The sequence below is a fragment of the Rhizobium tumorigenes genome (genome assembly GCF_003240565.2).
GTDB lineage: Bacteria > Pseudomonadota > Alphaproteobacteria > Rhizobiales > Rhizobiaceae > Rhizobium > Rhizobium tumorigenes.
Window position 1 is genome coordinate 552,333 of the sequence record NZ_CP117256.1, and the last position, 25,763, is coordinate 578,095.

The window sequence follows — 25,763 nt, forward strand, 5'->3', positions numbered from 1 at the left end:
CGGCGGCTTCCCGATACCGCATTAGTTGACCCAAAGACGTCCCCGGCTGATTTCATTTGACGATCGTCGCTAATTTTCCGATGGGACAGCGCAGAAAGTCTTCAGGAACGCGACGAATGCCCGCAGTGCTGCCGACTGGTGACGGCGGCTGGGAAAGTAGAGGTAAAGCGGCTCGATGGGAGACATCCATCCGGGAAGGACGCGGACGAGCTTTCCTTCGTCTACGAGCTCGGACACGTACGCAGCTGGCGCATTGACGATACCGACCCCCCTGACCGTCAGGTCGATCTGGGAAGCCAGATCATGAACGATCGTCGCTGCGGGCGGAACGATCTGCACGACTTCGGCAGCGGATTGCAGTGTCCAGGGTATGATCTGTCCGGTGATCTGACTGCGGCACATCACGGCGCGATGATCGAGAAGGTCGCTGGGTAGATTCGGTCTCGCTCTGTCATGCAGATATCCGGGCGAAGCGACAAGAACCGCCTCCGATGCCGGTGCGGCCTTAACAGCCACCATGTCCTTCTCAATACAATTGCCATAGCGCAAACCGGCATCATAGCCCTGCTTGACGATGTCGATCATCCGCGCTTCGACTGCGATCTCGAGATCGATATCAGGATAGATGCGCTGGAACGGGACCAGTGCGGGAGCGATCAGCAGGTCGAAGGGCGCGCGCGGCATCGTGAGGCGTAAAGGTCCCGTCGGCCGCCCGCTCCGGCCGGATGCCTCCTCGGCAGCCTGACGCAATTGCGATAGAGCCGGCGCTGTCGCGAGCAGATAGTCCTTCCCGACATCGGTCAGGCTCAGGCTGCGGGTCGAACGGCGAAACAGCGATGCCCCCAGCCGCTCTTCGAGACCGCCGATCGCCTGACTGACGGCGGAGGGCGAAATGCCTCGCCTCCTCGCCGCCTCGGAAAAGCTGCCGGCTTCGGCAACAGCCACGAACATTGCCACGCCTTCGAGGATGTCCTTCTGTCGCAACAAAGCACCTGTAAGTTCTGCTTCAAACGTCATGCACCATTATCAGCCTAATGGCGGGAATGCTAATGACATATAATGGGGCATGACTAAGATCCAGAACCCTGCCATCGTCCCGCACCAACCGCAGATTTCTCAAAGCGGATCGCTGCCTAGTCGAAGGTCCGTTCTTCTCGGGATGAGTGCTGCCGCTGCCTTCTTGTCGGGCGGCGCGGCATGGGGTGCACCCCTGACCACATCCACGCTGGCATCGCGAAGCTTAAGCACGTCAAGACATACGACGCACTATCTCGTGTCCGGCCCGGCCGACGGACCGTTAATAATATTCCTCCACGGTTGGCCGGAACTCAGTCTGATATGGCGCGCCCAGATGGACGCTTTCGCTGCCGAAGGCTGGCGCTGTGTTGCGCCGGACATGCGCGGTTACGGCGCCTCGTCGGCACCCGCCAGTAGTGACGCCTATACCCTTGAGGCAATCGTGGCGGACATGGCCGAATTGCACGACCACCTGGGCGGCAAGCCGGCGATCTGGGTTGGCCATGATTGGGGTAGTGTCGTGGCCGGCGAGCTGGTTGCGCATCAGCCTCAGCGCAGCCGCGGCGCCGTGCTGGTTTCGGTGCCATATTTCCCCGAAACGAACGCTCTGCCGACGTTGGTCCCCCTGGTCGACCGGACGATTTATCCGTCGGATACGTTTCCGGATGGGCAATGGGACTATTATCGCTACTACACGACGCATTTTGAGTCCGCCGTCGCCGATCTGGACGCGGACAAGGCGGCGTCGCTGGGGTCTATCTACAGACGCGGAGACCCCGCAAGCATCGGCAAACCTTCACCGAACGCGATGGTCACGCATAAGGGCGGACGCTTTGGCGCCGCGCACCGTGCCCCGCCGACCCCTCCGGATCCTGCTCTCTGGCCATCAGCGGACTTTGCCGTGCTGGTGAAAACGTTCGAGGCTCACGGCTTCCGCGGGCCCTGCGCGTGGTATCTGAACGACGAAGCCAACGTCGCCTATGCCCGCAGGTCTGAGAACGGCGGCCGCATCTCTCAACCTGTACTGTTCGTCAATGGTGACTTCGATGCGATCAACACCATCCACGGGAACCGCTTTGGCGATCCGATGCGCGCGGCTTGCGCAGATCTCAGCGTGGCCAGTCTGCGCGGCGCGCATTGGCTACCTGTAGAATGCAAGGTTGAACTCGCTCAGGCGATCCGCACTTGGCTCCAGAGCAAAAAACTGTGATGGCGATGAGGAGCCGGCCGGCCGAAACTATCAGCTCCTGGCTCATTATCGAGGCCGGCTTTCAATGGCTGTACAACGACGTCAATTGCTGCTGTTCGAGGCCCAGTCGGCCCGACGCTGCGATCCTGATCCCCGCCCGTTGCCGCCTACACCTTGGAGGCCCGCGTTCCCGCCTCGCATCGCGATTTAATCGGGATGATCGCCCGATAAGATCCTGTGAAATGCGTCACCTCCCAGCCTCCACCTTCAATCTCGTGGGTGATGTATAGATGAATGACAGATCGGCGTTCGTCCAGTAAAGCGACGGGGGTCCCGATGCGGATACATATTATAACGCTTGTTATTCCCTACGATAATTGGGGCTTTCTATGTATGCCGAGTCACATTTTTGATTGGCCCGACCGCCGGGGCCGTCCCTATGGCATCTGTACCCTCCGATATCGCCTGGACTGAGGCGAACGCGCCTCTGGACTCACACCGTCCCGATACCTGCGAGGCAGTAACACGGGCTTGCGTATCGGCGGAGGTGCCGCCCGTACCGACCCTCCGTCATCGTCTTATCAAACGACAAGGACCCGCTTCCAAAGCGGGCCTTTGTCAATCAGGGCTTGGTATCGTCGGAAGGGACTGTCTCATCTGGAGGAGCCAACTCGTCCGAGGGCGTTGCCTCCTCAGTGACCGATGCGTCCGGCCCCTTGATTGGCTGACCGTTGACGCTGACCGAGCCGTCGCCGGCAACCGCCACAGTTGCGCAGCCTCGATCAATGGCTTGGTAGGCTTTTACTGGCAACGGAGAGGTAGAGGCTTCTACTCCAGCAGCACCTCTTCCGTCGAGCCACGTTTCTATTGCGTCTGGCTCGACGGCTTTCACATCCGCCAGCACGCCGTTCTTAGCGCCAAGGTAGGCTGTCAGCCTGCCCCAAGCGATCGCCTGCCGTCATCCGTCTGAAACGTCAACTCGTCGCACTACAGCCGCCAGCTGACCCGAAGGCCGGTCGAACAACCTCATTGGACCGCCCATCTAACCCCCCTGCGCCTGTCCGCTATCGCTTCGAATGTGAACCAAGCATCGTCAGTGCATTTTCGATCGCTGCCCCGGATGCCGTGTTATCGAACACGCACCAGCTATCAACCGCCATCACTTTTGAGAATGACCTGATCTCGTTCTTGGTATAGCTCGAATAGTACATCCTTGAACTCTCCCGCAATCGTCTTTACGTTCTATTCAACGAAAACAATGGCTTAGGACGGGATTTCCCGGAACCGATTATACAAAGTCCTTGATACTCTCTTACAACTCGATTTAGTTTCCCGAATTCCTTTTTACAGTTTCATAAGTCATTGATTTGGCTCAGCAAGTTCTGCAAAATGATATCGTGGATGATATCGACGTAACATCTATACGAATACTCGTTGCGGAACGCTATAGAGGATGAAGCTTGTGCCGAATTCGCTGTGACCGCGCATTCGTCCGTCGGAAACGGCGGTCTTTGCCCATTCCTTCGGTAACAGCGCGAATAGCTGCGCTTTTCGACCGATGTCGCCCTTCGACCGCCTTATAGACCCGCGCTATTCTCGAAACTTCGTCTGGCGATAATGGAAATTACGGCTGTCGCAGAGCCCGCCGCCTCGACGTACAGTTCGGCGAGCTGCCTCGTCGCCGAACGGCGGTGTTGTAGATCAAGCGCGAGCGCAAGCGCCGCACGGCCATGCGCCCTGACCTCTTTATAGCTTTCTCCCGGGAACGTGTGGCTGACGTAGGCCTCAATCATCCGGTTGACATCGGTGGCACTCGGGACAACGCCGTCTTCAGAAACGTGGATACCGGGATCGTATACAGCCTGGGCCAAAGAAATCATAACCTCGCGACAGTGGAGACCTATGGCCTGGATATCTTCTTCGCCGACGGCGGTGTCTAGCTGGCTGCGTGCCTTGGCCAAGGTCCTGTCGACCCGCTCCCTGCCCGTCGGCTCCTCAGGAGAATGGCGCTGGCACTTTTGGAAGACGCCGCCGCAATCGCTGGTCGAAGTAGGTTGCGTACGTACTGGCGTCGCTCGACGTAGCTCCCGCAATGCTCCTTGTAATAGCGGAACCAGTCCCAGAGGTCTCGATGCTCGGTTGCGTACGCACGAACAAGATTGCGCCGGTACCGATGTTGACCCAGAATCGGACTAACGAGGGTGAGAATCAACATGGTCGAGGACCGTCAAACAAAGCACGTGATGCCGCCTTACAACCTCCAAAGGAAGGACTATCGGAGCCTTTTGGAAGTCATGGGGCTTTCCGTCGAGATGGGGCGCTACGGATCGCTTGAAGCGATGATCGCCGAACGGGGAAGCAAGATAGAGGCGTTAAACGCCGAAGGCGATGTTCCAATTCTCAACGAAATGCGGCGGAAACTCGCCGCAGGAAAGAAAATTGAAGCGACGCACGGCAGGGGCGCGCTGCTCAATCTGGATCATGAGTACATCCTCAATCGACTGGAACATTTGCCGTCCGAGCAAGTCGAAAATGCCAGACGGTATAGGGGCTATAAATACGGGTCTCTCAACGACCGCGAGGCTTAACAGCATCTTCGGGTATCGGGTCTGGTTCTTGGTCCTCACCGTAGAAATGCTCCCATGCCTCCTCGGTGGCGTGTTCGAGCGTGAGAAAAATTCCGACAATACGACTAGCTGGACTTAGAACCATGTACCGCCCGCCATCGAACATGACGACATACCCGTCAGGCAGGTCGTCACCGTCAACCCTGACGCGCCGGAATACCGTTACGTTCAATGCACCGTTCGCACCAGGAGTCGCCGCGAGCCTACGTAGTGACTTGTTTTGATGCTCCCGAAAGTCGAGTATCGCAACAGGACCGCATATTGGGGTAAAATCCCGGGTGACGACAATCGAGATTTGCCCGTCCAGAATTGTTTGATCGTCATCTACGTCCTGATCGTGGAAGATATATGAGTACGTTTTCAAACCAAATTCTCCAGACACGATGCAGAGGATGTCTTTCATAGCGGGTTTAGGCTTCCTTGTTCGTTAACGTTGTGGGTCCTGTAAAGATGCTGCCTCACAACGCTATCACGCGAGAAATGTCTCATTCATGCCTTGCACATTTGGTTTTGATCGAGGCAGTGAACTACCTCCCCGCCCTCCAGCCGCTTCCGCTCGACGAGCTTCGCCTTCAGCACCAACAGCGCGTCCATTCGCGGTGCGATCATGTCCCTCGCCCGCTCCATCTGCTCCTTGATGATGACGTCGATTTTCGCGAAGCGCCGGGGATCGGCGCGGAGCATCTCAAGACGCCGTTTGTCGTCGTCCTGCTCGGAAACCATGACGTCGCCCATCGCAAGATGAGTCTCGATCAGGGTCGCGAGGTATGTCGCCCGCGCGAGGTCCGAACGCTCGGAACCGCCGGCCCCGTCGGAATGCTCGCCGAAGACAAGCTGTTCGGCCGCCATGCCCGCCAGGTAGCAAACCAGTTCGTCCAGATAGTCGCTGCGCGTCCAGATCTTCATCCCAGGCTGCTGGAAGCCGGTTCTGCCGAACGACCCGACCCCGGCTCCGTACTTGGCGTCTTCGATCTCGACGGCAAGCAGCTCTTGGCCGACGAGCACGCCGACGATGGCATGGCCCAACTCGTGGACGGCCAGACGGTCGAGCATCTCGGCGGGCACAGGCACACGCTCCGGAAGCAAGGCTTCGACGTCGGACGCACAGACCGGCCGCCTGGCAAGCCTGGCGACGCGCCGCGCGTCCCGTGCGAGCTTCTCGATTTGCGCGCCGCTCCAGCCGACGGTCGCTACCTCGAAGCCGCCGTCGGCGAACTTAAGGTTTTCGATACCGATGTGGCCGCAAAGGACGTGGAGGCGCGCCTCGCCGTCAAGCGGCGGGATGACAAGATGGGTTTCAAGGCGGCCGGGTCGCAGCAAGCCGGGATCGATGCGGTCAGGATAATTGGTGGCACCGACGACGACCACGCCTTCATGTCCGATCGCGCCGTCGAGCAACTCGAGCAGGCCGTTGATGACCTGCCGCGCGTAGTTTGAGTTCTGGCCGTCGTCGTCGTCGCGGCTCCCAAGCGAGTCGAACTCGTCGAGAAACAGGATCGACGGCGTCTGTCGCATCGCCTCTTCGAAGCTTCCCCGCATTGCCTTCAGCAGGTCGCCCAGATGACCCATAGCCTGCCACTTGGCAGCGGAGGCCGTCACGAGCGCTGCACCGCAGCTGGCGGCCAGCATGGAGGCGTAGGACGTCTTCCCGGAACCGGGCGGCCCCACAAGCAGCGCGCCTCGGTCGACGTCGGTCCACGAGAGCGTACCGGCAGACCATGCCTTGAGGTCTTCGGCGACGCGAAGACCCCAGTCCTTCGCCTCCCCATAACCCACGGCTTCTTCAAGGCATCGCCTGGCGGAGACAGGTGCGGAGGCTACGGCAGCCGCCTCGTGCTTTTCCTCGACAGCCAGTTCCGCCGCCAGGGTCTTCAGACGCCGCAGGCCGTTCGCCAGCGGTCTGCGGCTGCGGAAGGCGAGCTTCACATTATAGAACGAGCAGCCACAGAGAAATCCGGCGTCCGCTTCCGTCATGCCGGAAAGCCCCGTGACTTCGGCGGCGGCCAGATAATGTCCGGGAAGCGGAGGTTCGATTTCCGCGACCAGATCGGCGGCCATCAAGACCTGGCCCGGGATATCCCCGCCTCCGGTGTGCAGGACAATGGTCCGCCGCATGTACCTCAGGGTCTGCGCGCGCCGGATATTGACGGCGTCGGCAAAGTCGCCGAATGCCTCGACGCCTTCGTTGTTTTCTTCGCTGAAGTCGTTGATCGATCGTTTGCGCTGAAGCCGGAGCAGGTACTCGGCCGCCGTCTGATAGACATCGAGGTCTTCGGGACTCTCAACTCTGAGCACGGCGACGAACGACACCGCCGGCCTGTGCACGAAGGGCCGCAAGGCCCGGGCCAGTCCGTAGACGGCTACGTGCAGAGTGACGGATTTGTGCTTGAGGGCTTTCTCGAAACGGAAGTTGTGCATGGTGGCCTCGCAGGGAAATGTCGGAATGGGTCGACCGGGCGGCAGAGTGCCGCGTCAGCCCCCTATCGAACGCACCTGCGTGGACGGCCCAATCAGACCGGCGTCCAGATCGATTTCGATGAACCCGTTGAGGATGAGGGAGCTGAGGCCGGCCATGGGCCTGATCTCCTGAAATGCCTGCAGGCATTCCGAGACGGTCATCGACCCGAGTTCTTCCAGAGCCGCCAGCAGACGGATGCGGTCGCCGAGCGTGACTGTGTAGTTCCCGTATCGAAGGAGGTCCTTCGCGTTACGGAGGCGATACCCCGATCGAAGTTCAGCGTCGCTCATTACCGAATAGGGTCTGCCGGTCTTGGCTAGGACTGCCCGGGAAACGTCGTCGGCCTTCACGTCCCCTCGGTCGGGAGCGTCGAGGAAAGATCGGCCGCCGTGGGTGTCGACGAGCGCGAAGTCCGGAATATGGCGATGGCCGTCGACATCGAAGGCCTCCGGCGTGCATACCCAGCTATGGACCGCCGGATCGACGTCGAGCAGGCAGGCTACGTCACGAGCCGTCTGCGAGCGGAAAAGGCGCGGGCCATCGCAACGGATGGTGGCGGCCGGATAGAAACTCTGTCTGGAAGCTTTTGCCTTGGCGGCGGAAGCGCTGATCGCTTCGGACATCATGCCCATTTGACAACCTCACTCGATACATACGGTTGATCGCTCGCCGCATCAAGCGGCGGTGGCGGTCAGCCTATTCGTATCAGGTGGATGTCGAGGATTTTGAACATTCGGAACAAATAGAGAACTATTTGTCTCCCGGCAAGAGCCTTATCTCGCCTTTTTTAGACGGGTCTGGTGGCGGGGCTGACCCCACACAAAACACTCAGCAGTTCCTTCCTGACGCTGGCTCGTTCCAACCAGCGGTTATCGCCTTCACTCGGTCGGCCTCCCGGGTGGGATTTCGACGGTCGCTCGTCGAGGATCGGCACGGCGCTCAGCGGGTTTCTAAAGCGTCATCCTGGAAAGGCGCATGGCAGCCCGAACCGATCTGCGGGAAGCTCCTTTCGCGGATGGGCGGACGTGCCGAGGTGATGGCAGAAGTGGTGTCCCAGCTCTTGACCGAGGATCATCATCGCGCCGTCGTACCGACCTTCGGCGACAGCTCCCTGTCGTAGACGACGATCTTGTTGCCGTTTTGGACGGTGACGATGGCGTTTCCGCCGAGGGAAGCGTTCATCGGGTAGATATCGCACCCCTTCTCCGCCGTCAGTCCCATGGCGTCGCACACGTCGAACAGCATGTAGGAATAGTCCTCGAAGGCCGGCACCGCGAAGACGTCCTGTTTGCTGACGGGCACATGCAACCCCGGGCTTCCCTCTCCGAGGTGAAGCATGACGCCGTCTTTCGCAAGAGCGGCCCCCTGGAACACGCAGAGCCATGCTGACAGAAGCATCGAGATCGCGGCTTTCTTCACCCTAGATATCACCAGTGTTTGCTGTCTTTGCTTAAACCAGCACGAGAGCATATGTTGGGCGACGTCCTATCCAGGTGACCGAGGTTGACTTCAGACGCAGCTTTGCTATCTATCCGGGCACTCAAGCTTCAAACTCTATGCAGGGCTTCCACATGCGCGTGATCCGGATAGCAATTTCGACGATGTGATCGGTTCGCCGATGCCTTTTCGACGTTCGCCTCCGACAATCACTCTGCAGGAGACCCAAACTATGCAAAGCGCCTTCTCCATCTCCCTGCTCATTCGCGGCTGACCTTGCCTGGTCTGGTCATCATACGAATGCGTTCATTCGCCATCGAAGCTGTGAAGCTCGTTGGCAGCAGGAGAATACCATGAAACTCTGGGTCTTGTCCGACCTCCATCTCGAGCATGCTGCCATGCCGGACCTCGCGGTTCCCCACGCTGACATCTGCGTCGTGGCGGGCGACGTCATGACGAAGGGCGTTGTTCCGTCTCTCGAATGGCTGGACGCCAATATCGCGCCGCACATGCCCGTCGTTTTCTGTGCGGGCAACCACGAATTCTATCGCGCCTTCCTCCGTGAGAGCCTTTCCGACGCCCGCAGATGGCAAGGCAGCGGCCGCGTGTATTTCCTCGAAGACAGCTCCGTCACGCTGGATGGCGTCACGTTCTGCGGCTCGACCCTGTGGACCGATTTCGACCTTCTCGGCGAGGACTGGTCGGACATCGCCCAGCGGACGGCCGCTGCCGACCTCAACGATTACAGGATGGTGAAGTACGGCAAGCAGCCGTTCAAGCCGTTGTACCCGCTTCACACCTTCCAGAAGCACGTCGTCAGCCGACGGTTTTTGGAAGACTGCGTTCGTGAGCACGGCGACGGCAAGCTGGTGTTCGTGACCCACCACGCGCCAAGCTTTAGGTCGGTCGAGGATCGCTTTCGCAAGGACGTCCTGTCGGCGGCTTACGCTTCCGACATGGAATACTTGATGGGAGGCCCCGGCGGGCCCGAACTGTGGGTTCACGGCCATCTGCACAACACCTCGGATTACATGGTCGGGAGCACCAGGGTTGTTTCCAATCCCCGCGGCTATCCCCGAGAACCCAGCTATCAGGTATTCGATCAGACGTACGTCGTTGAGGTTTAAGCGAAGATGAGGCTTGCCGTTTCGGCAAGCCTTTCAGAACTCTCACGACTATCGGCGACGGCACGCATAGACATGACGTGCCGCCGAAGACGTCCGACGGCGACGGGATTCTAGTCCACGACCGCCGCCTCCGGGAACAACCACCTGCCTTCGAGAACCTCTGCCTTCGGTCGATAGAGACGGACCATATAGTTCCAGCCCTTCATAACGGGCAGGCAATTGTCGATCTTGCCGTCACATCCGCCGAACTGGACATGCACCGAACGATCGGCGGCCTTCTTGGCCGTCACGCTGTTCAAGTTGTAGATGCCCAGCTTGTTCTTCTCGAAATAGCCCTTGGCGTTGTAGAGGCTGATTGACCAGAAGCCATCGACGGGAACGTCCTTGGCGGTCAGCTGGTAGACCGTGTGTCCGTCATTGTTCGGTGGCACCACGTTCAGGTAAAGCGCGTCCTTCTCGGGATTACCGCCCCATGCCGAGGCCGAGCCGATCAGTCTGCGAACAGGCTCGACGTCTTCCTTCCGACCGAACATCCGCTTCGTATCGGGAAGCGTGTCGGCGAGCGAGAGGAGCGCCTTGCGTACCTTGCTCTGGCTGGCCTGATCCCAATGGGGGACCTCGAAACCGCCGGGTCCACCCGGCTGGCTGACCGTTATGGCGTCCTGAAGCTTATGCACGGCTCCAAGATCGTTCGGATCGTTGGGATCGACAAGAGTACGAATGGCGACGACGTATCGGGTCCCGACGTTGTCCCTGGAAAGGACGTGGGGGCCTGCGTCGTAAGCCACCTCCTGTGTGTACTGGTCCTCGTTGATGACCTGCATCGACCGGAACCGCTCGCCCGTCTCCGGCAGGGTGATCGTCACCGGACCCGCATCGAGATCGAAGACGGCGGCCGAATAGAGCGTGTCCCTGTTCAAGCGGATCACCGTCTGGTTCTCGATGGTCGCGGGCTCCCGGCGGTGCACGAATTTTCCGAGCCCGCCGTCCTTAACGATGTTGGCGAAGTAGAGATCGCTTTCGGCCCGCGGAAAGTTATCCGCGGTCACGAGGTCGGCTTTGACGTCGGCTGCATGAGCGAGGGTCGTGCACGACAGCAGCGCGGATAGTGCAATCAACTGAAGGACAGGTTTCAACATGGCTCTCGGTTCCTTTGTTATCCGCGCGGAAGGTTCGGCTCGCTTTTTCGGTGAGCTAGATACTTGAGTGCTCCGCCCCGTTGCGTTTGGGGCATCGCATCAGTTCATCGGCGTCAGCGCCGGAAGCTTCCACTTCCCGTCGACCGCCGCCTTGTTCGGCCCGTAGATGCGGGCGACGAGGCTGTATTTTCCCTCCGGCGTCGGTAACCAGTTGGCCTCCTTATCCTTGCCCGGCGACGTATGTCCGAGATAGACCGTTAGCGACTTATCCTTGCCGTAGACGAGTCCCTTCGTCCGGTCGCCGATCGAGTAGCGGTCGATGGAATTGGCGTACAGAAGGCGGTCCGGGAGCGTGTAGAGCGTCAGTGACCAGAAGAACTTTGCGGGCGGTAGCTTTCCGGGCGCGAAGTGAAGCGTGCTGGGCTTCGAGCCGTCGCCGATGAAGCCGCCATACCAGGCTTCCTCAACCGAGTTGCCGAACAGCCCCTTTTCCGCTCCCATGGCGCGCGTCATGTAGTCGTTCTTTAGCAGCGCGCGCGAACCGAACAGGCCGTTGGAGCTGAGCGTCGTCTTGGCAACCTCCGCCATCTGCTTCTTGGCGTCGTCGACACCCAGGTCGATGGCGGCAAGAAGAGAAGGGTCGGTTTTCGACGCGTCCCATGGCAGTCCGGCGCTGATGCCGATCTTGGCGAACCTCGCCATCAGCGCCTTTTCCGAGGGAGCCGGCGGCTGGGCGAACTGAAGGAGAAAGTTGATGTAGCCGATGAAGTCATGGCTGGTTGCCTTGGTGGGGTTATAGGGCGGGAAGCTGACCGTCGGCGCTGGCTGTGGTGCTTGGGTCCCGGCAAATTTGCTCAGCGGTTGCAGACGGTATTTCTCCTGGACCGCCTTCATGTTCTCGACGTCCGACGGGCCGTCCAGGGAGGTTCGCCCGAGAATGCCGACGATGTCGGTTTGCGCCTTGAAGACCTTCGTGATGCCCTTCGGTTTGTCGCCCTTCCAGCTCGGCCCGGCGATCAGGTAGTTGCCAGCCTCGAAGCCCGTGGACCGGACGCCGACATAGGCGAAGTTGTAGGTAAACAGGTCGATGAGCTGCATCACATAGTAACGGTTCTTCGGGACCTTCGGGACGCTCAGCACGATCGGTTCGGCACGCAAGTCCAGCCACGCCCAGGAATATGGCGTGTCGTTGTTAGGAGTAACGATGTCCTTGTTGTCCGGCGTGAAGGCCTGTGAATAGTTTCGGAAGGTGTTGAAGCCGCCGACATATTCTGGGGCGTCGGGCATGGTTGCCTGCTTGGACCAAGTGCCGTAGCTGGCGATGGGTGCGTAGGAGTAGACGTAAGCCTCTTTCGCGATAGACCGGGCTTCCTCCGGTGTCGTCTGGGCCAGCGACACCGTTGCCACGGCTAGCGACAGGCCAAATGCGATAGCAAAACTCCTGAACATTCCGCGCGCTCCTGTTTGCGCGTCGCAAGCTGCGACGTCGGAAGGTATGCCGCAAGTACGTTACGGTAAATCCGGTCGGATTTACCGTAACGTACTTCCCGCATTATGGGATGTTGCCTACGGTCTTTCTTATTGAAGGAGCGCCAATGCGAAAGTCGATTTTGTCCGCCGTATTGTTCGTGCTGTCGAGCTGCGGACATCCCGTCGGCGTCATGACGCCGATAGCCCTCAGGTCAGCGGTTCCCGGTGCGTCAAAAGTCGATATGCTTGTCGCGACGACCAGGCAGCAGTCGGGGAACCCCGCAACCCTATTCAACGGCGAGCGCAGCCCGAAGCCGTACATGACCGATGTCGTCGTTTCGATCCCGCCCACGCGGTTGGCGGGAACCGTCCAATGGCCTCAGAAACTACCGCCGAACCCCGCGACGGACTTCGCTGTCACCCGCGTCACGCAGATCGCTACCGTTCCCGAAGGACGCGCCTGGTTCCGAGCCCATATCGTCGGCGGTCATGCGCTCGTCTTCATCCACGGATTCAACAATACCTACGAGGACTCCGTCTTTCGCCTCGCCCAGATCGTTCATGACAGCGGCATGCAGGCGACGCCGATCCTCTTCACCTGGCCCTCGCGCGCCAGCCTGTTCGGCTACGAGTATGACAAGGAAAGCACGAACTATTCGCGCACCGCGCTGGAACAGTCGCTGCGCGTGCTCGCCGCCGATCCCGAGGTCAAGGACATCACCATCCTCGCCCATTCGATGGGAACGTGGCTGGCGATGGAATCGCTGCGGCAGATGGGCATTCGCGACGGCCATGTGAATTCCAAAATCCACAACGTCATCCTTGCTTCTCCCGATATCGACATCCAGGTGTTCGCCAAGCAGTTCGTCGAGATGGGTTCGCCGAAGCCGAAGTTCACGATCTTCGTCTCGCAGGACGATCGCGCGCTGGCCGCCTCCAGTCTTATCACCGGACGCGTGGCGCGTCTTGGCGGCATCAACCCTGCGGCAGAGCCATACCGCACCAAGCTGGAGCAAGCCGGTATAACGGCGATCGACCTCACCAAGGTGAAAAGCAACGATAGCATGAACCACGGTAAATTTGCGGAGAGCCCCGCGATCGTTCAGCTCATCGGACAACGCCTGATGACCGGGCAACCACTGACCGATTCCAACGTCTCGCTCGGCGAAGGCGTCGCAGCGGTCGTCGGCGGCACCGTCAGGACGGTCGGCGCGGTGGCGGAAACGGCGGCGAGCGCGCCGATCACGATGCTGCAGAAGCCGACGGTCCGCAAGGCGCAGGAGGTCGGCGACAGCCTCGAGAACGACAAACAGTCGCAACCCCTTACCCAATAGGAGCAATGCAATGTTGCGTTTCGACACGGCAACCGCGAAACTGAAGACGGACATGCGACAGTTCGCGATCCTGGCGGTCTACCTGTACATCTGCTTGAGCGCCATCATCCTCTACAAGATGACGATCGTCGGCGGTTCCGGCTTCTGGCCTTTCGGCTTGCCCGCACTGAAGGCTCTCCTGCTAGCCAAGTTCATCATGCTAGGCCACGCGATCAAGCTGGGGGACCGTTACAGCGAGCGTAGGCTGATTGCCGTAATCACGGTGAAGGTCGTACTGTACTTCGGGCTTCTGGTTCTGCTGTCCGTCGTCGAGGAAATCACCATGGCGGCCATCCATGGCGAGCCAGTCATGTCGGCGCTCCCCGGGATCGGCAATGGACGCTTGTTCCAGGTGCTGGCAACGAGCTTCATCATGGTGCTCGTGCTCATCCCCTACCTCGCCTCGCGGGAAATCGACGCGGCGATGGATGGCGGTCTATGGCGGACTTTGATGGAGCGCCGCACTGGCCGCAAAAGCCCTGGAAAGCCGAAAATAGGCCTAGTCCGCTAGATCGAATTTACCCCATGTTACGGTCCCTGTTACCGTAACGTACTTACGTTTACGCCCTTTATTGAGAAAAGTTGCGCCGTCGGCTTCCGACAGTCTTTTCCCCGGCGGCTCCATGGCCGCCCAGCATGGAGAGCGCAATGTTGATTTGTCACTTTCTCGGAGGGTTGCCGTCATGAGCACCTCCATTTCCCGTAAATTGCTCAGCGCCACAGCTGCTATCGCGATGACGCTGACATCGGCCCAACTTGTGCCGTCCGCCGCCTACGCCCAGACCGCTCCGGCCGCAGCGCCCGCCCCTGACACCGCCAAGCCGAACATCCTCGTGATCTTCGGCGACGACATCGGCCAGACCAACATCAGCGCCTACTCGAATGGCCTGCTCGGCTACAAGACGCCGAACATCGACAGCATCGCCAAGGCGGGCATGATGTTCACGGATTACTACGCTGAGAACAGTTGCACGGCTGGCCGATCGACCTTCATTACAGGCCAGACTTGCCTTCGTACAGGGCTCTGCAAGGTCGGTGCTCCCGGCGCTCCAGTCGGGCTGCAGCCCGGCGACATGACCATCGCCCAGGCGCTGAAGCCGCTCGGTTACGCGACGGGGCAGTTCGGCAAGAACCATCTCGGCGACAAGGACGAGTATCTTCCGACCAATCACGGCTTCGACGAGTTCTTCGGCAATCTCTACCACCTGAACGCCGAAGAGGAGCCGGAAGCACCCTACTGGCCAAAGGACGACAAGGCGTTCCTTGCCGCCTACAATCCGCGCGGTGTGATCAAGGCCTCGGCCGATGGCAAGATCGAGGACACCGGGCCGCTGACCAAAAAGCGGATGGAAACGATCGACGACGAGACGACGGCAGCCGCGATCGACTTCATGGGCAGGCAGGCAAAACAGAACAAGCCGTTCTTCACCTGGATGAACACCACCCGCATGCACCTGTTCACCCACGTGCGCGACAGCATGCGCGGCCAGAGCGGCATGCCGGGCAACGAATATGCCGATGGCATGATCGAGCACGACGGCGACGTCGGCAAGCTCTTGAAGGCTCTCGACGATCTTGGCATCGCCAAGAATACGATCGTCGTCTACACCACCGACAACGGCCCCAATCAGTTCTCCTGGCCGGATGCGGCAACGACGCCGTTCCGAAGCGAAAAGGACACCAACTGGGAAGGCGCTTTCAGGGTGCCCGCAATGATCCGTTGGCCGGACCACGTGAAGCCCGGCGAGATCGTCAACGGCATGATGTCCGGCCTCGACTGGTTTCCGACGCTGCTTGCTGCAGCCGGCGATCCCGACGTCAAAAAGAAGTTGCTTGACGGATGGAAGCCCGATGGGAGCACCACGACCTTCAAGGACCACCTCGACGGCTACAACCAGCTCGACTATCTGACGGGCAAGTCGGATACGAGCGCACGTCACGACTTCTACTACTTCGACGATGACGGCGGTCTCGTGGCCACCCGCTTCGACGACTGGAAGGTCGTGTTCAAGGAACAGCCTGCGGCGGGCGGCTTCGCCGTCTGGCAGACCCCCTTCGTCACATGGCGTCTTCCGAAGCTCTTCAACCTCCGGATGGACCCATACGAGCGCGCCGATACGGTGTCCGACCAGTACAATGACTGGCTGGTCCGCAACGACTACCTCCTCGTGAAGGGACAGCTTCAGGGCGCGGCCTTCCTAGAAACCTTCGTGAAGTATCCTCCGAGCCAGCGGGTCGCGAGCTTCAACATCGAAGGCGTGCGGGCCCAGGTCGACAAGGCCATCGACCAGTCGTTCAAGGAACGCGGCATCGAGAAGTAAGCCTCGACCTAAGGCGTGCCAGCCTCCGCTGGCGCGCCTCTTTCAACTTTTCGAGGACACCATGACCGCACGCGACGACATCACCGCATTGGGCGACCGCATTGGCCAGTCGATCATCGGTCAGGAAAGCATGGTGGAGCGCCTCCTGCTCGGGTTGCTCGCCAACGGCCACCTGCTGGTCGAAGGGCTTCCGGGTCTCGCCAAGACCAGGGCAATCAAGAGCCTGGCGAAGAACCTGGATTCGGAACTCTCCCGCGTGCAGTTCACGCCCGACCTTCTGCCTGCCGACATAACGGGCTCGGAAATCTATTTCAGCGAAGGCGGCAAGGGCGAGTTCAAGTTCCAACAAGGCCCGATCTTCGCCAACCTGATCCTCGCAGACGAGATCAACCGTGCACCTGCCAAGGTGCAGTCCGCCCTCCTGGAAGCCATGGAGGAGCGGCAGGTGACGGTCGGCGGCAAGAGCTATCCGCTGCCGGACCTGTTCATGGTCATGGCGACGCAGAATCCGATCGAACAGGAAGGAACCTATCCGCTGCCCGAGGCCCAGCTCGACCGCTTCCTCATGCACATCAATGTCGGTTATCCGGACGAAGCCTCAGAAGCGGCGATCATGCGGTTGGTGCGCGGTGAGGAGATCGCGGCGCATGGCGGCGGCAAGCCGGAAACAGCCCAGCGCCTGAACCCGCAGGCCGTCTTCGATGCCAGGAAAGAAATCGGTGCCGTTACGGTTTCCGATCCGGTCGAGAAATACATTGTCGCCCTCGTCTTTGCGACGCGCTATCCGGATCGTTACGACAAGGATTTGGCCAAGTTGATGCAAGTCGGCGTCAGTCCGCGCGGCGTCATCGGTCTCGACAAGGTGTCGCGGTCCTATGCCTGGCTGAAGGGCCGGACCTACGTCACGCCGGACGACGTGATCGCCATCGTCCACGACGTCTTCCGACATCGGCTGATTCTATCCTACGAGGCGCACGCTTCGAACACGACGGCCGATCAGGTGATCGACCGCATCGTCAAACTCGTCGCGGTCAGTTGAGGAGCGGGCGATGGCGGTGGGCGACATTGAAGGGGTCTATGTCTCCACGGATCGCTTGGTCGCGCTCGAGGCGCACGCTCGCGATCTCACCTTCGTGCAGAAGGCCAGAACCCATCAGCAGCTCGCCGGACGCATGCAATCGTCGATGCGCGGTCGCGGCCTCACGTTTGAAGAACTTCGAGACTATCTGCCCGGCGACGACATCCGCTCCATTGACTGGCGCGTCACCGCGCGCACGAACAAGCCCGTGGTCCGCGTCTATAGCGAAGAAAAGGAGCGACCAGCTCTCATTATCGTCGATCAGCGCATCAACATGTTCTTCGGCAGCCGCTTGTCGATGAAGTCAGTCGCTGCCGCCGAAATGGCGATGCTCTGCGCCTGGCGCATTCTCGGCTCCGGCGACCGTGTCGGCGGCTTCGTGTTCAACGACGTCGATATCGACGAAGTAAAGCCGCATCGCAGCCGCAATGCCGTCATCGCCTTTGCCGGCAGGATCGCGCAACAGAACCGCTTGCTGAAGGCAGATGCTCCGCAGGCCTCATTCGCCAACCAGCTCGACGCAGCTCTCACCTCCGTCTCAAACATCGCAAAACACGACCACCTGATCGTCATCATCTCCGATTTCGACGGCCATACGGCTGCGACGCGCGACCGCCTGCTTCGGCTTTCCGGCGCGAACGACGTGATCTGCATCCTTGTCTACGATCCGTTTCTTCTGGACCTGCCGAAGACAGGCAACATCGTCGTCAGCGGCGGCGCGTTGCAGGCGGAACTTTCGCTCAGGAACACAGGGGTTCGCACATCGATTGCAGACTTTGCCAGGGATCGGGGCCGCGAACTGCGGGACTGGCAGCAGCAGCTTGGCCTGCCGATGCTTCCCGTGTCGGCCGCCGAGGAAACCGTACCCCAGTTGCGCCGGCTCCTCGAGCAGTCCGCTTGGCGGCAGAGGAGACGCTGATGGAACCGCAGGCTCCCCGCCTTGATCCGATGACCGAAGCGGCGTTAAAAACACTCAAGGACATTTCCACTCCCGAACCGGTCTCCTGGGTGCCCCAGACCTGGGGCTGGGGAGTGCTAGCGGGACTGCTGGCGCTGTTGGTGATATCGATCGCCGTCCGTTGGTTTCTGAGGTATCGCGCCAATGCCTATCGCCGTGAGGCACTCGCTCTCCTTTTCGACATCGAGGAGAAGATGAGCGATCCCGCGAGGCGGCATGATGGCGTTCACGACCTCACCGAGCTGTTGAAGCGCGTGGCGCTCGCAGCGTGGCCACGTCAAGAAGTCGCCTCGATGCACGGATTGTCCTGGACGCGATTTCTCGGAAACAGCGACGACAAGGTGTCCGAGACATCTCTCTCGAAGCTGCTTGACGACTTCGAATACCGGGACATCGAAACGCTGGACACGATGCCCTCGAACGTCGGGGACGACCTGATACTGTCGGCCCGTAAGTGGATCGAGGGCCATCATGTATCAGCTTGATCTTCCCTGGCTGCTGGTCTTGTTGCCGCTTCCGATCCTTGTCTGGTGGATTCTGCCATCCCGCCGCGAGACATCGGCCTCGGTGCGACTGCCATTTTTCGACCAGGTGGCGAAGGCCGCCGGGATTGACCCGACCTCGGGGTCGGTGACCGCTCGCCGTGGATGGCTCCGGATTTCCTTCGAGACGCTCGCCTGGTGCCTGATCGTCTTAGCGCTCGCCCGCCCGCAGTTCGTCGAGCCGCCGATCGAGAAGGTCGAACCACAGCGCGACCTGATGCTGGCCCTCGATCTGTCCCAATCGATGGACACCAAGGACTTCAAGGCGTCTGACGGATCGATGGAGACGCGGGTGGAAGCCGTGCGGACGGTCGTCGCCGACTTCGTGAAGAGACGGCCGGGGGACCGTATCGGCCTGATCGCCTTCGGAGACGCGCCCTATCCTCTCGTCCCGTTCACCATGGATCACGACACGGTAGAGGACGTCATCGCAGAAAGCTTGCCGGGAATGGCGGGGCCACGAACATCGCTTGGCGACGCCATCGGTCTTGCCATCAAGATGTTCGAGAAGACGACCGTGCCTCAGAAGGTGCTGATAGTCCTCACCGACGGCAACGACACCGCAAGCAAGATGCCGCCCGCCAAGGCCGCCGAGATCGCCAGACGGAACGGCGTGTTGATCCATACCGTCGGTATCGGCGATCCCGCCGCCACGGGTGAGGACAAGCTCGACACCGCGACCCTGCAGAAGATCGCCACGGATACGGGCGGTCGCTATTTCTTCGGCGAAGACCAGACACAGCTTGCGGATATCTACCGCATCCTCGACAGCATCACCCCCGAGAATCAGAAAAACCTGTCATGGCGGCCGCGCATCGAGCTGTTTCACTGGCCGCTGGGCGCTTCCATCGTGGTCCTGGCGTTTTATTATCTCTCCAGCGGGGCCGCGGGTCTTGTCCGGCGGAGGGCCGCGGCATGATAGAGGACTTCCATTTTATTCGGCCCTGGTGGCTCATGTCGATGATCCTGCCGACCGCCATTCTCTGGCTGGCATCCCGTTCGACCGATGTCAGGAGCCAGTGGAAGACGATGATCGCGCCTCATCTTCTCGACAGGCTCGTGGTCGAGGCAGGACGTGGCTCGCGCATAAGACCTTCGTGGCTGCTTGCGACAGTTCTGGCGTTCGCGTCCTTTGGAGCGGCCGGGCCGACGTGGCAGCGGGAAGCACCGCCCTTCGTCGAGGACATCGCGCCGCTTGTCATCGCGGTCGACCTGTCACCCACCATGGACGCCATCGACGTGACACCTTCGCGGATCGAACGCGCCAAGCTCAAGATCAAGGATATCATCGCCACCCGCGGCGGGGCGCGGACAGGGGTCGTCGCCTATTCCGGATCGGCCCACGTCGTGCTTCCGCTCACCGAAGACGCCTCCCTGATCGAAACCTACACGGACGCGCTCGCGACCCGCATCATGCCGGACGCCGGGAAAGATACGGCCAACGCGCTGGAGCTTGCCGGGCAGATGTTGTCGCGGGAGCAGTCCAGTGGCACCATCCTCTTCGTGACCGACGGCGTCGAAGCGACGGCTTTTGATGCGTTCAAGCGTGAGCGCGCGGACGGCCTCATCGTGTTGGGCATCGGCACTGCCGAGGGAGGACCGGTCAAGGCAGGAGGCGGCTTCCTTAACGATGCCACCGGCGCGCGCGTCTCCGCCAAGCTGGATGTCGCAGCCTTGAAAAGCCTTCACAACGTGGCCGGGGCCGACGTCGCCACTTCGACGGATGACGACACCGATGTCCGGTGGATCGCGCAGCGGGTGCGCAACCAATTCGCCCAGAAACTGGCGACGGAGGGCGACAGATGGCGAGACATGGGCTGGTGGCTCGTCGTACCGCTGGCGCTCCTGTTCTGCCTTTCGTTCCGCAAAGGCTGGGTCGTTCGGGTCTCTGTTCTGCTTCTGTCGGTTCGCCTGCTCATGCCCGTCCAGGCGGAGGCGGGAGAATTCACCGACATGTGGCTGACGCCGGACCAGCAAGGCCGGATCGCCTATGACCGAGGCGACTATCCGGCGGCCGCGGCACGCTTTTCCGATCCGATGTGGAGGGGTGTCGCTTTCTACCGGGCCGGAAAGTTCTCGGACGCCGTGGACGCCTTCGCCTCTGTCGACAGCGCCGAAAGCTGGTACGATCAGGGCAACGCCTTTCTACACCTCTCGAAGTTTGAAGAGGCGGTCGCCGCCTATCGAAAGGCGCTGGACAAACGAAAGGGATGGCCAGAAGCCAGGGACAATCTCGCTATCGCCGACCGGCTCCTGAAAATCCAGAAGGACAAGGATCAGGATCAACCTGAGGAGCCGAACGAGAAGCCGGACCAGGTGCAATTCGACGACAGGGGGAAGAAGGGAAAGGAAGGCCAGATCGACATCGCCGAGCAGACGTCGGAGATGTGGATGAAGAACATCCAGGTATCGCCCGCCGACCTCATGGCCCGCAAGTTCGCGATCGAAGCCGGGAGGCGGAAGCAATGAAGTGGCTGCCGATCGTACTTCTCATGGTGACAGCAAGTCACGGCTTTGCCGCGGAGCCCTTTGCGCGGGTGGAGATCGAAGACAAGGGACATGTCGTTCCCGGCCAGCAGGTCCGGCTGGATGTCACCGTTTTCGCGCCCGACTTCTTCACGTCGCCTCCGCAGTTTCCGCTGTTCGATCTTCCGAACGCGGTCGTTACCTTGCCGGACGAACGCGCAGAGAACGCGGTCGAGACCGTCGACGGCGTCCAGTATTCCGGAATTCGCAGGGTGTACGCGATCGTGCCGGAAACGTCGGGCCACTTCTCGTTGCCCTCGGTGTGGATAGAACTCGGATATTCCGTCGACGGTAAGGCGGTCAAGGGCGAAGCGTCTCTACCCGCATTCGACTTCACCGTGGCCGCCGGAGAGCTATCCGGCAGCACCCTAACTTTCGCGGCGCGGAACCTGACATTGACGCAAGGGTTCGATCGCGACCCGGCATCCCTGAAAGTCGGAGACGCGCTTGTGCGGACCATCACGGTCTTCGCCGAGGACACGCAGGCGATGTTGATCCCCGCGGTCGATGTGGGCGAGGCCGCCGGGGTCAGACAGTACGCTGGCACAATCAGGACTGACGACAACGTATCGGTCGACCGTCGCCCCGGAAGCAGGCGTATCCAGACGGTCACCTATACGGTAGAGGCCGCGGGCAGCTTCGTCATTCCCGATGTCTCCTATCCCTGGTACGATGTTGATCAGCACCAGCAGTCGAAAGCCACTCTTCCCTCCACAAAGGTTACCGTGGTTGCGGCACCGTCGTCAGCCCAGACGATCGCTCCTGTGCTCCAAAGCGGTAAAGACAGGCCACGTGTCGACCACAAGCACGTGCCGCTGGTCGCATTGATCGTCTTGGTGGCCCTGATAGCCGGCGGGGTTGTCTGGAGACTTCGACACAGGCTTTTGCTACAGTCGGCGAGGTGGATACAAAACTACCGAAATTCGGATCGGCAGGCGCTACGTCACCTGCGAAAGACCATCCGGATCGGAAGCGCGGCGGAGATCGAGGAAGGGCTGCGGCAGTGGTCCAGCAGGAATGGCTATCGCTCGTTGACGGACTGGGCGGATGGGAATTCACAGTTGCGCCACCAGGTGGAGAGTCTCCAAGGCCATCTATACGGAGGTGTCGACTCCGTTATCGACCGCGAAGGCCTGGCAAAGCCTATCTTGTTGCCAGTGCATGGAAAGACGCCCCGTCGGCGGGAACGATCCAATTTGCCGCTCCTCAATCCACAGGGCCGAGCTACGTAATCTGCTCGATCCATGGCGATCCTCCAACGGCAGCCACACTTGTTACGTCGGATTTACCCCTCTGTTACCGTAACGTACTTACCCCCATCGCCCCGTTACGCGAAACTCCAGCCAAGGAAACTGGAGGCGGCGATGGCATTGGCGTTCGAAAGCGAACAGGTGCGGGAACGCGGTGGCGACGACCTGGTCTGGATACCGGGCGGCACCTTCACGATGGGATCGAACGACCACTACCCCGAGGAGGCCCCGGCCCACCCCGTTAAAGTCGACGGTTTCTGGATCGATACGACGCCCGTCACCAACCGGGCATTCTCGGCTTTCGTCAAGGCGACGGGGCACGTCACGCTTGCGGAAAAGGCACCCGATCCGAAGGACTATCCCGGCGCGTTGCCGCAGATGCTCAAGGCTGGGTCGCTGGTCTTCATGCCGCCGAAATCCATCGACGGCCCCGACATATCACAATGGTGGACGTTCAAGTTCGGAGCCACCTGGCGACGCCCGCTCGGTGGCCTAAGCGATCTACGCGGCAAACTTGATCATCCCGTTGTCCATGTCGCCTATTCCGACGCGCTTGCCTACGCCGAATGGGCGGGATTGGCACTGCCGACGGAAGCCGAATGGGAACTGGCTGCCAGAGGCGGGCTGGATGACACCGAATACGCCTGGGGCGACGAGTTCACGCCCGGAGGAGTTCCCATGGCCAACACCTGGTCTGGCACCTTCCCGATGTTATCCACGAAGCCCAAGGGCCGCGAGCGCACATCGCCCGTCGGCGCGTTTCCCGCGAACGGCTACGGCCTCCGCGACATGATCGGCAATGTCTGGGAATGGACGTCGGACTTCTGGTCCACGCGACATCCGGAACCCGCAAAGCATTCGTGCTGCATCCCGAGCAATCCGCGCGGCGGGGGCGTCGACGCCAGCTACGACCCGCGTCAGCCGGAAATCCGCATTCCCCGCCGGGTTCTGAAAGGCGGATCGCATCTCTGCGCTCCGAACTACTGCCGCCGATATCGCCCCGCTGCCCGTCACGCCGAGCCCGAAGACACGTCGACGAGCCACGTCGGCTTTCGTTGCGTGCGCCGAACGACCCCATAAGGAGAAACCGATGAGAAACCGCCTTCAAGACTCCGATACAATACTCGCTTCGACGCTTGTGGCCCTCGCCCTGATCTTTCTCAGCTTCCTCGCGCCGTCGGTGGCCGTCGCTCAGGAGGTCCTGCCCTCGTGGAACGACACCGCGGCAAAAACCCGGATCATGGAGTTCGTCAAGGCGACCACGACCGAAGGCGGCGAAGGATATGTCGCGCCGGAAGCCCGGATTGCCGTCTTCGACAACGATGGTACCCTCTGGTCGGAGCAGCCCTTCTACTTCCAGCTCGGCTTCATGCTCGACAGGTTGAAGACCCTTGCGCCGCAGCATCCCGAGTGGAAGGAGAAGGAACCGTTCAAGTCGGTGTTGGCCGGCGATATGAAAGGCGTCGCCAGGAGCGGCGAAAAAGGCATCATGGACCTTGGCATGGCGACCCACGCCGGGATGACGACCGACCAGTTCTCGAAGATCGTCACCGACTGGTTTGCGACCGCGAAGCATCCAGAGACCGGCAAGCCTTATGACGAGATGACCTTCCTGCCAATGCGCGAACTGCTGGACTACCTCCGCGCCAACGGCTTCAAGACCTATATCGTTTCCGGCGGCGGCGTCGAATTCATGCGGCCTATCACGGAGAAGGCCTACGGCATTCCTCCCGAGCAGGTGATCGGCAGCACCATCGTCACCGAATATGCGATCGTCGGCGACGTGCCGGTGCTGAAGCGCCTGCCGAAGATCGACTTCGTCGACGACGGTCCCGGCAAGCCTTCGGGCATCAACAAGTTCATTGGGCGCAAACCGATCTTCGTCGCCGGGAATTCCGACGGCGACTACGAAATGCTGCGCTGGGTGACGGCGGCGAAGGGGCCGGGTTTTGCGATGATCGTGCACCACACGGACGGCGACCGCGAATATGCCTACGACCGTCAGTCAGCTTTCGGCAAGCTCGACAAGGCACTCAACGAGGCTGAACGCCGCAACTGGCTGGTCGTCGACATGAAAGCCGACTGGAAGAAGGTCTACGCCTTCGACAAGTGATCGCCATGATGAACGTATCGCCGGGCATACGCATCCTCTCTGCGAGCGTCCTGTTGTTCTTCGCGTTCGCGCTGTCGGTATGCCCGGTGCCTGCCCAGACAACAGGCGCTCCCGTAGGGTTTCCAGACCGCGTACTGGTGGTCGGGACCAAGGTTGCTCCTCCCTTTGCCATGAAGGCTGCGGATGGCTCTTGGACGGGCATATCGATCGATTTGTGGAGGGAGATCGCGGACCGGCTCGGCGTGAAGTACCGCCTCGTCGAGGAGCCAACGGTACAGGGTCTCGTCACTGCGACAGCCCGCGGAGACTATGACGTATCTGTCGCGGCGATCACCATAACGGCCGAACGCGAACGTATCGTTGATTTCTCACAACCGTTCTACGGCACCGGACTTGGCATCGCGGTGTCGACAAAAAACGTGTCTGTATGGCACGAGATCATTCGCACCATGACGTCCTTTGGGTTCCTGCAGGCGGCAGGTGCTCTCATCGGTATCGCGCTGGTCGTCGGTGCTTTGATCTGGATGTTTGAACGACGCCACAACGAGGACTTCGGCGTTGGCGCTGCCCAAGGCCTCGGTGCCAGTATCTGGTGGTCGGCCGAGGCGATGACGCAAGCCAGCACGGGCCACCGTGGTCCGAAAACCTTGGGCGGACGTATCCTGGCAATCATCTGGATGGTGGTCTCGATCATCACGATCGCGGTGTTTACGGCCAGCGTCACGTCGGCGCTGACGACCCGACAAATCCGCGGCCTTGTAAACGGCGTCGAGGACTTGCCCACGGTGCGGATCGGAACTGTCGCCGGGTCTGCAACGGTCGGCCTTCTCGATGGAGAGCGTTTGAAGCACCGCGATTCCGACGATTTGAGCAGCGGCTTGAAGGCGCTGGCGGCAGGATCGGTCGACGCCTTTGTCTACGACAAGCCGCTACTTGCCTGGACTGCCGAGCAGCGGTTTTCAGGAGACGTGCAGGTTCTCGATGCCGTCTTCGAACCTCAGAACTACGGCATTGCCATGCCACCCGGCAGCACCTATCGGAAGGCGATCGACATCGCTATCCTCGAGATCGTCCACGACGACAAGTGGAAGCAGATACTATTCAGGTATCTAGGCGAAAAACATTGAGCTGACGGCCG

The 25,763-nt window shown here is 60.6% G+C and carries 24 protein-coding genes and 1 pseudogene; 16 read left to right on the top strand and 9 right to left on the bottom strand.

The features are described 5' to 3' along the window. Nucleotides 1–69 precede the first annotated feature (69 nt). Nucleotides 70–1,017 carry a LysR family transcriptional regulator gene (locus PR017_RS20350; protein ID WP_111221346.1) on the bottom strand — a complete coding sequence of 316 codons (948 nt, stop codon included), beginning with the start codon at nucleotides 1,015–1,017 and terminating at the stop codon, nucleotides 70–72. Nucleotides 1,018–1,210: 193 nt separating this feature from the next. Here PR017_RS20350 and PR017_RS20355 point away from each other — a divergent pair, with 193 nt between their 5' ends. Continuing rightward, nucleotides 1,211–2,227 carry an alpha/beta fold hydrolase gene (locus PR017_RS20355; protein ID WP_111221387.1) on the top strand — a complete coding sequence of 339 codons (1,017 nt, stop codon included), beginning with the start codon at nucleotides 1,211–1,213 and terminating at the stop codon, nucleotides 2,225–2,227. A 1,043-nt stretch (nucleotides 2,228–3,270) separates the two neighbouring features. On the opposite strand, the pseudogene PR017_RS28490 reads toward PR017_RS20355, so the two are convergent. Further along, nucleotides 3,271–3,438 (bottom strand): annotated as a pseudogene (locus PR017_RS28490) (DUF72 domain-containing protein); the annotation flags it as partial. Nucleotides 3,439–3,783: 345 nt separating this feature from the next. Next, on the bottom strand, nucleotides 3,784–4,167 hold the full coding sequence (locus tag PR017_RS20365; protein WP_111221347.1) for a hypothetical protein: 384 nt from the start codon (nucleotides 4,165–4,167) through the stop codon (nucleotides 3,784–3,786). A gap of 252 nt (nucleotides 4,168–4,419) precedes the next feature. On the opposite strand from PR017_RS20365, the gene PR017_RS20370 reads away from it, so the two are divergent. Continuing rightward, nucleotides 4,420–4,794, top strand: a complete 375-nt coding sequence (locus PR017_RS20370; RefSeq protein ID WP_111221348.1) for a hypothetical protein — start codon at nucleotides 4,420–4,422, stop codon at nucleotides 4,792–4,794. Here PR017_RS20370 and PR017_RS20375 read toward each other — a convergent pair. The 3 genes from PR017_RS20375 to PR017_RS20385 form a co-directional block, all read right to left on the bottom strand. Beyond that, the gene (locus PR017_RS20375; protein ID WP_111221349.1) at nucleotides 4,775–5,236 is read right to left on the bottom strand and encodes a hypothetical protein; all 462 of its coding nucleotides are present in this window, start codon (nucleotides 5,234–5,236) and stop codon (nucleotides 4,775–4,777) included. The genes PR017_RS20370 and PR017_RS20375 overlap by 20 nt on opposite strands. An 86-nt stretch (nucleotides 5,237–5,322) precedes the next feature. After that, complete coding sequence (locus tag PR017_RS20380; protein ID WP_111221350.1) at nucleotides 5,323–7,251, bottom strand: AAA family ATPase; 1,929 nt, start codon at nucleotides 7,249–7,251, stop codon at nucleotides 5,323–5,325. A gap of 54 nt (nucleotides 7,252–7,305) precedes the next feature. Next, complete coding sequence (locus PR017_RS20385; RefSeq protein WP_111221351.1) at nucleotides 7,306–7,923, bottom strand: hypothetical protein; 618 nt, start codon at nucleotides 7,921–7,923, stop codon at nucleotides 7,306–7,308. Between the two features lie 26 nt (nucleotides 7,924–7,949). Here PR017_RS20385 and PR017_RS20390 point away from each other — a divergent pair, with 26 nt between their 5' ends. Then, entirely contained in the window at nucleotides 7,950–8,411 is a 462-nt protein-coding gene (locus PR017_RS20390; protein WP_133255630.1) for a hypothetical protein, read from the top strand. On the opposite strand, the gene PR017_RS20395 is transcribed toward PR017_RS20390, so the two are convergent. Continuing rightward, the gene (locus PR017_RS20395) at nucleotides 8,366–8,689 is read right to left on the bottom strand and encodes a hypothetical protein (RefSeq protein WP_133255631.1); all 324 of its coding nucleotides are present in this window, start codon (nucleotides 8,687–8,689) and stop codon (nucleotides 8,366–8,368) included. The genes PR017_RS20390 and PR017_RS20395 overlap by 46 nt on opposite strands. A 392-nt stretch (nucleotides 8,690–9,081) precedes the next feature. On the opposite strand from PR017_RS20395, the gene PR017_RS20400 reads away from it, so the two are divergent. Continuing rightward, on the top strand, nucleotides 9,082–9,855 hold the full coding sequence (locus PR017_RS20400) for a metallophosphoesterase (RefSeq protein ID WP_111221353.1): 774 nt from the start codon (nucleotides 9,082–9,084) through the stop codon (nucleotides 9,853–9,855). A gap of 110 nt (nucleotides 9,856–9,965) precedes the next feature. Here PR017_RS20400 and PR017_RS20405 read toward each other — a convergent pair whose 3' ends face one another. Beyond that, complete coding sequence (locus tag PR017_RS20405) at nucleotides 9,966–10,994, bottom strand: DUF1254 domain-containing protein (protein WP_111221354.1); 1,029 nt, start codon at nucleotides 10,992–10,994, stop codon at nucleotides 9,966–9,968. Between the two features lie 99 nt (nucleotides 10,995–11,093). Next, nucleotides 11,094–12,443: a DUF1254 domain-containing protein gene (locus PR017_RS20410; RefSeq protein ID WP_111221355.1), complete on the bottom strand. Its 1,350-nt coding sequence runs from the start codon at nucleotides 12,441–12,443 to the stop codon at nucleotides 11,094–11,096. 146 nt (nucleotides 12,444–12,589) lie between these two features. Here PR017_RS20410 and PR017_RS20415 point away from each other — a divergent pair, with 146 nt between their 5' ends. From PR017_RS20415 to PR017_RS20470, 12 genes are all read left to right on the top strand, one after another. Beyond that, nucleotides 12,590–13,798, top strand: coding sequence for an alpha/beta hydrolase (locus PR017_RS20415; protein WP_111221356.1), 1,209 nt, complete (start codon nucleotides 12,590–12,592; stop codon nucleotides 13,796–13,798). 10 nt (nucleotides 13,799–13,808) lie between these two features. Further along, nucleotides 13,809–14,348, top strand: coding sequence for a hypothetical protein (locus PR017_RS20420; RefSeq protein WP_111221357.1), 540 nt, complete (start codon nucleotides 13,809–13,811; stop codon nucleotides 14,346–14,348). A 172-nt stretch (nucleotides 14,349–14,520) separates the two neighbouring features. Further along, on the top strand, nucleotides 14,521–16,158 hold the full coding sequence (locus PR017_RS20425) for an arylsulfatase (RefSeq protein ID WP_111221358.1): 1,638 nt from the start codon (nucleotides 14,521–14,523) through the stop codon (nucleotides 16,156–16,158). A 61-nt stretch (nucleotides 16,159–16,219) separates the two neighbouring features. Continuing rightward, nucleotides 16,220–17,197, top strand: coding sequence for an AAA family ATPase (locus tag PR017_RS20430; RefSeq protein ID WP_111221359.1), 978 nt, complete (start codon nucleotides 16,220–16,222; stop codon nucleotides 17,195–17,197). Nucleotides 17,198–17,207: 10 nt separating this feature from the next. Next, on the top strand, nucleotides 17,208–18,155 hold the full coding sequence (locus tag PR017_RS20435; protein ID WP_111221360.1) for a DUF58 domain-containing protein: 948 nt from the start codon (nucleotides 17,208–17,210) through the stop codon (nucleotides 18,153–18,155). Then, on the top strand, nucleotides 18,155–18,679 hold the full coding sequence (locus PR017_RS20440) for a DUF4381 domain-containing protein (protein ID WP_111221361.1): 525 nt from the start codon (nucleotides 18,155–18,157) through the stop codon (nucleotides 18,677–18,679). Before PR017_RS20435 ends, PR017_RS20440 begins: the two co-directional genes overlap by 1 nt. After that, nucleotides 18,666–19,655, top strand: a complete 990-nt coding sequence (locus PR017_RS20445; protein WP_111221362.1) for a vWA domain-containing protein — start codon at nucleotides 18,666–18,668, stop codon at nucleotides 19,653–19,655. Before PR017_RS20440 ends, PR017_RS20445 begins: the two co-directional genes overlap by 14 nt. Continuing rightward, nucleotides 19,652–21,205 (top strand): VWA domain-containing protein, encoded by a 1,554-nt coding sequence (locus PR017_RS20450; RefSeq protein ID WP_111221363.1) that lies wholly within the window; start codon nucleotides 19,652–19,654, stop codon nucleotides 21,203–21,205. Before PR017_RS20445 ends, PR017_RS20450 begins: the two co-directional genes overlap by 4 nt. Beyond that, nucleotides 21,202–22,494, top strand: coding sequence for a BatD family protein (locus tag PR017_RS20455; protein WP_111221364.1), 1,293 nt, complete (start codon nucleotides 21,202–21,204; stop codon nucleotides 22,492–22,494). The genes PR017_RS20450 and PR017_RS20455 overlap by 4 nt, the downstream gene beginning before the upstream one ends. A 132-nt stretch (nucleotides 22,495–22,626) precedes the next feature. After that, nucleotides 22,627–23,592, top strand: a complete 966-nt coding sequence (locus tag PR017_RS20460; protein ID WP_111221365.1) for a formylglycine-generating enzyme family protein — start codon at nucleotides 22,627–22,629, stop codon at nucleotides 23,590–23,592. Between the two features lie 10 nt (nucleotides 23,593–23,602). Continuing rightward, nucleotides 23,603–24,625, top strand: a complete 1,023-nt coding sequence (locus PR017_RS20465; RefSeq protein ID WP_111221366.1) for an HAD family hydrolase — start codon at nucleotides 23,603–23,605, stop codon at nucleotides 24,623–24,625. Nucleotides 24,626–24,630: 5 nt separating this feature from the next. Then, entirely contained in the window at nucleotides 24,631–25,752 is a 1,122-nt protein-coding gene (locus tag PR017_RS20470) for a transporter substrate-binding domain-containing protein (RefSeq protein ID WP_111221388.1), read from the top strand. Nucleotides 25,753–25,763 lie beyond the last annotated feature (11 nt).

Excerpts from the sequence above, each read along its gene's own strand:
- PR017_RS20460 (WP_111221365.1), top strand. The coding sequence starts at position 22,627 with ATGGCATTGGCGTTCGAAAGCGAACAGGTGCGGGAACGCGGTGGCGAC.
- PR017_RS20425 (WP_111221358.1), top strand. The coding sequence starts at position 14,521 with ATGAGCACCTCCATTTCCCGTAAATTGCTCAGCGCCACAGCTGCTATC.
- PR017_RS20440 (WP_111221361.1), top strand. The coding sequence starts at position 18,155 with ATGGAACCGCAGGCTCCCCGCCTTGATCCGATGACCGAAGCGGCGTTA.
- PR017_RS20350 (WP_111221346.1), bottom strand. The coding sequence starts at position 1,017 with ATGACGTTTGAAGCAGAACTTACAGGTGCTTTGTTGCGACAGAAGGAC.
- PR017_RS20465 (WP_111221366.1), top strand. The coding sequence starts at position 23,603 with ATGAGAAACCGCCTTCAAGACTCCGATACAATACTCGCTTCGACGCTT.
- PR017_RS20435 (WP_111221360.1), top strand. The coding sequence starts at position 17,208 with ATGGCGGTGGGCGACATTGAAGGGGTCTATGTCTCCACGGATCGCTTG.
- PR017_RS20385 (WP_111221351.1), bottom strand. The coding sequence starts at position 7,923 with ATGGGCATGATGTCCGAAGCGATCAGCGCTTCCGCCGCCAAGGCAAAA.
- PR017_RS20395 (WP_133255631.1), bottom strand. The coding sequence starts at position 8,689 with ATGCTTCTGTCAGCATGGCTCTGCGTGTTCCAGGGGGCCGCTCTTGCG.
- PR017_RS20410 (WP_111221355.1), bottom strand. The coding sequence starts at position 12,443 with ATGTTCAGGAGTTTTGCTATCGCATTTGGCCTGTCGCTAGCCGTGGCA.
- PR017_RS20420 (WP_111221357.1), top strand. The coding sequence starts at position 13,809 with ATGTTGCGTTTCGACACGGCAACCGCGAAACTGAAGACGGACATGCGA.
- PR017_RS20370 (WP_111221348.1), top strand. The coding sequence starts at position 4,420 with ATGGTCGAGGACCGTCAAACAAAGCACGTGATGCCGCCTTACAACCTC.
- PR017_RS20400 (WP_111221353.1), top strand. The coding sequence starts at position 9,082 with ATGAAACTCTGGGTCTTGTCCGACCTCCATCTCGAGCATGCTGCCATG.
- PR017_RS20470 (WP_111221388.1), top strand. The coding sequence starts at position 24,631 with ATGATGAACGTATCGCCGGGCATACGCATCCTCTCTGCGAGCGTCCTG.
- PR017_RS20375 (WP_111221349.1), bottom strand. The coding sequence starts at position 5,236 with ATGAAAGACATCCTCTGCATCGTGTCTGGAGAATTTGGTTTGAAAACG.
- PR017_RS20445 (WP_111221362.1), top strand. The coding sequence starts at position 18,666 with ATGTATCAGCTTGATCTTCCCTGGCTGCTGGTCTTGTTGCCGCTTCCG.
- PR017_RS20430 (WP_111221359.1), top strand. The coding sequence starts at position 16,220 with ATGACCGCACGCGACGACATCACCGCATTGGGCGACCGCATTGGCCAG.
- PR017_RS20450 (WP_111221363.1), top strand. The coding sequence starts at position 19,652 with ATGATAGAGGACTTCCATTTTATTCGGCCCTGGTGGCTCATGTCGATG.
- PR017_RS20415 (WP_111221356.1), top strand. The coding sequence starts at position 12,590 with ATGCGAAAGTCGATTTTGTCCGCCGTATTGTTCGTGCTGTCGAGCTGC.
- PR017_RS20455 (WP_111221364.1), top strand. The coding sequence starts at position 21,202 with ATGAAGTGGCTGCCGATCGTACTTCTCATGGTGACAGCAAGTCACGGC.
- PR017_RS20380 (WP_111221350.1), bottom strand. The coding sequence starts at position 7,251 with ATGCACAACTTCCGTTTCGAGAAAGCCCTCAAGCACAAATCCGTCACT.
- PR017_RS20405 (WP_111221354.1), bottom strand. The coding sequence starts at position 10,994 with ATGTTGAAACCTGTCCTTCAGTTGATTGCACTATCCGCGCTGCTGTCG.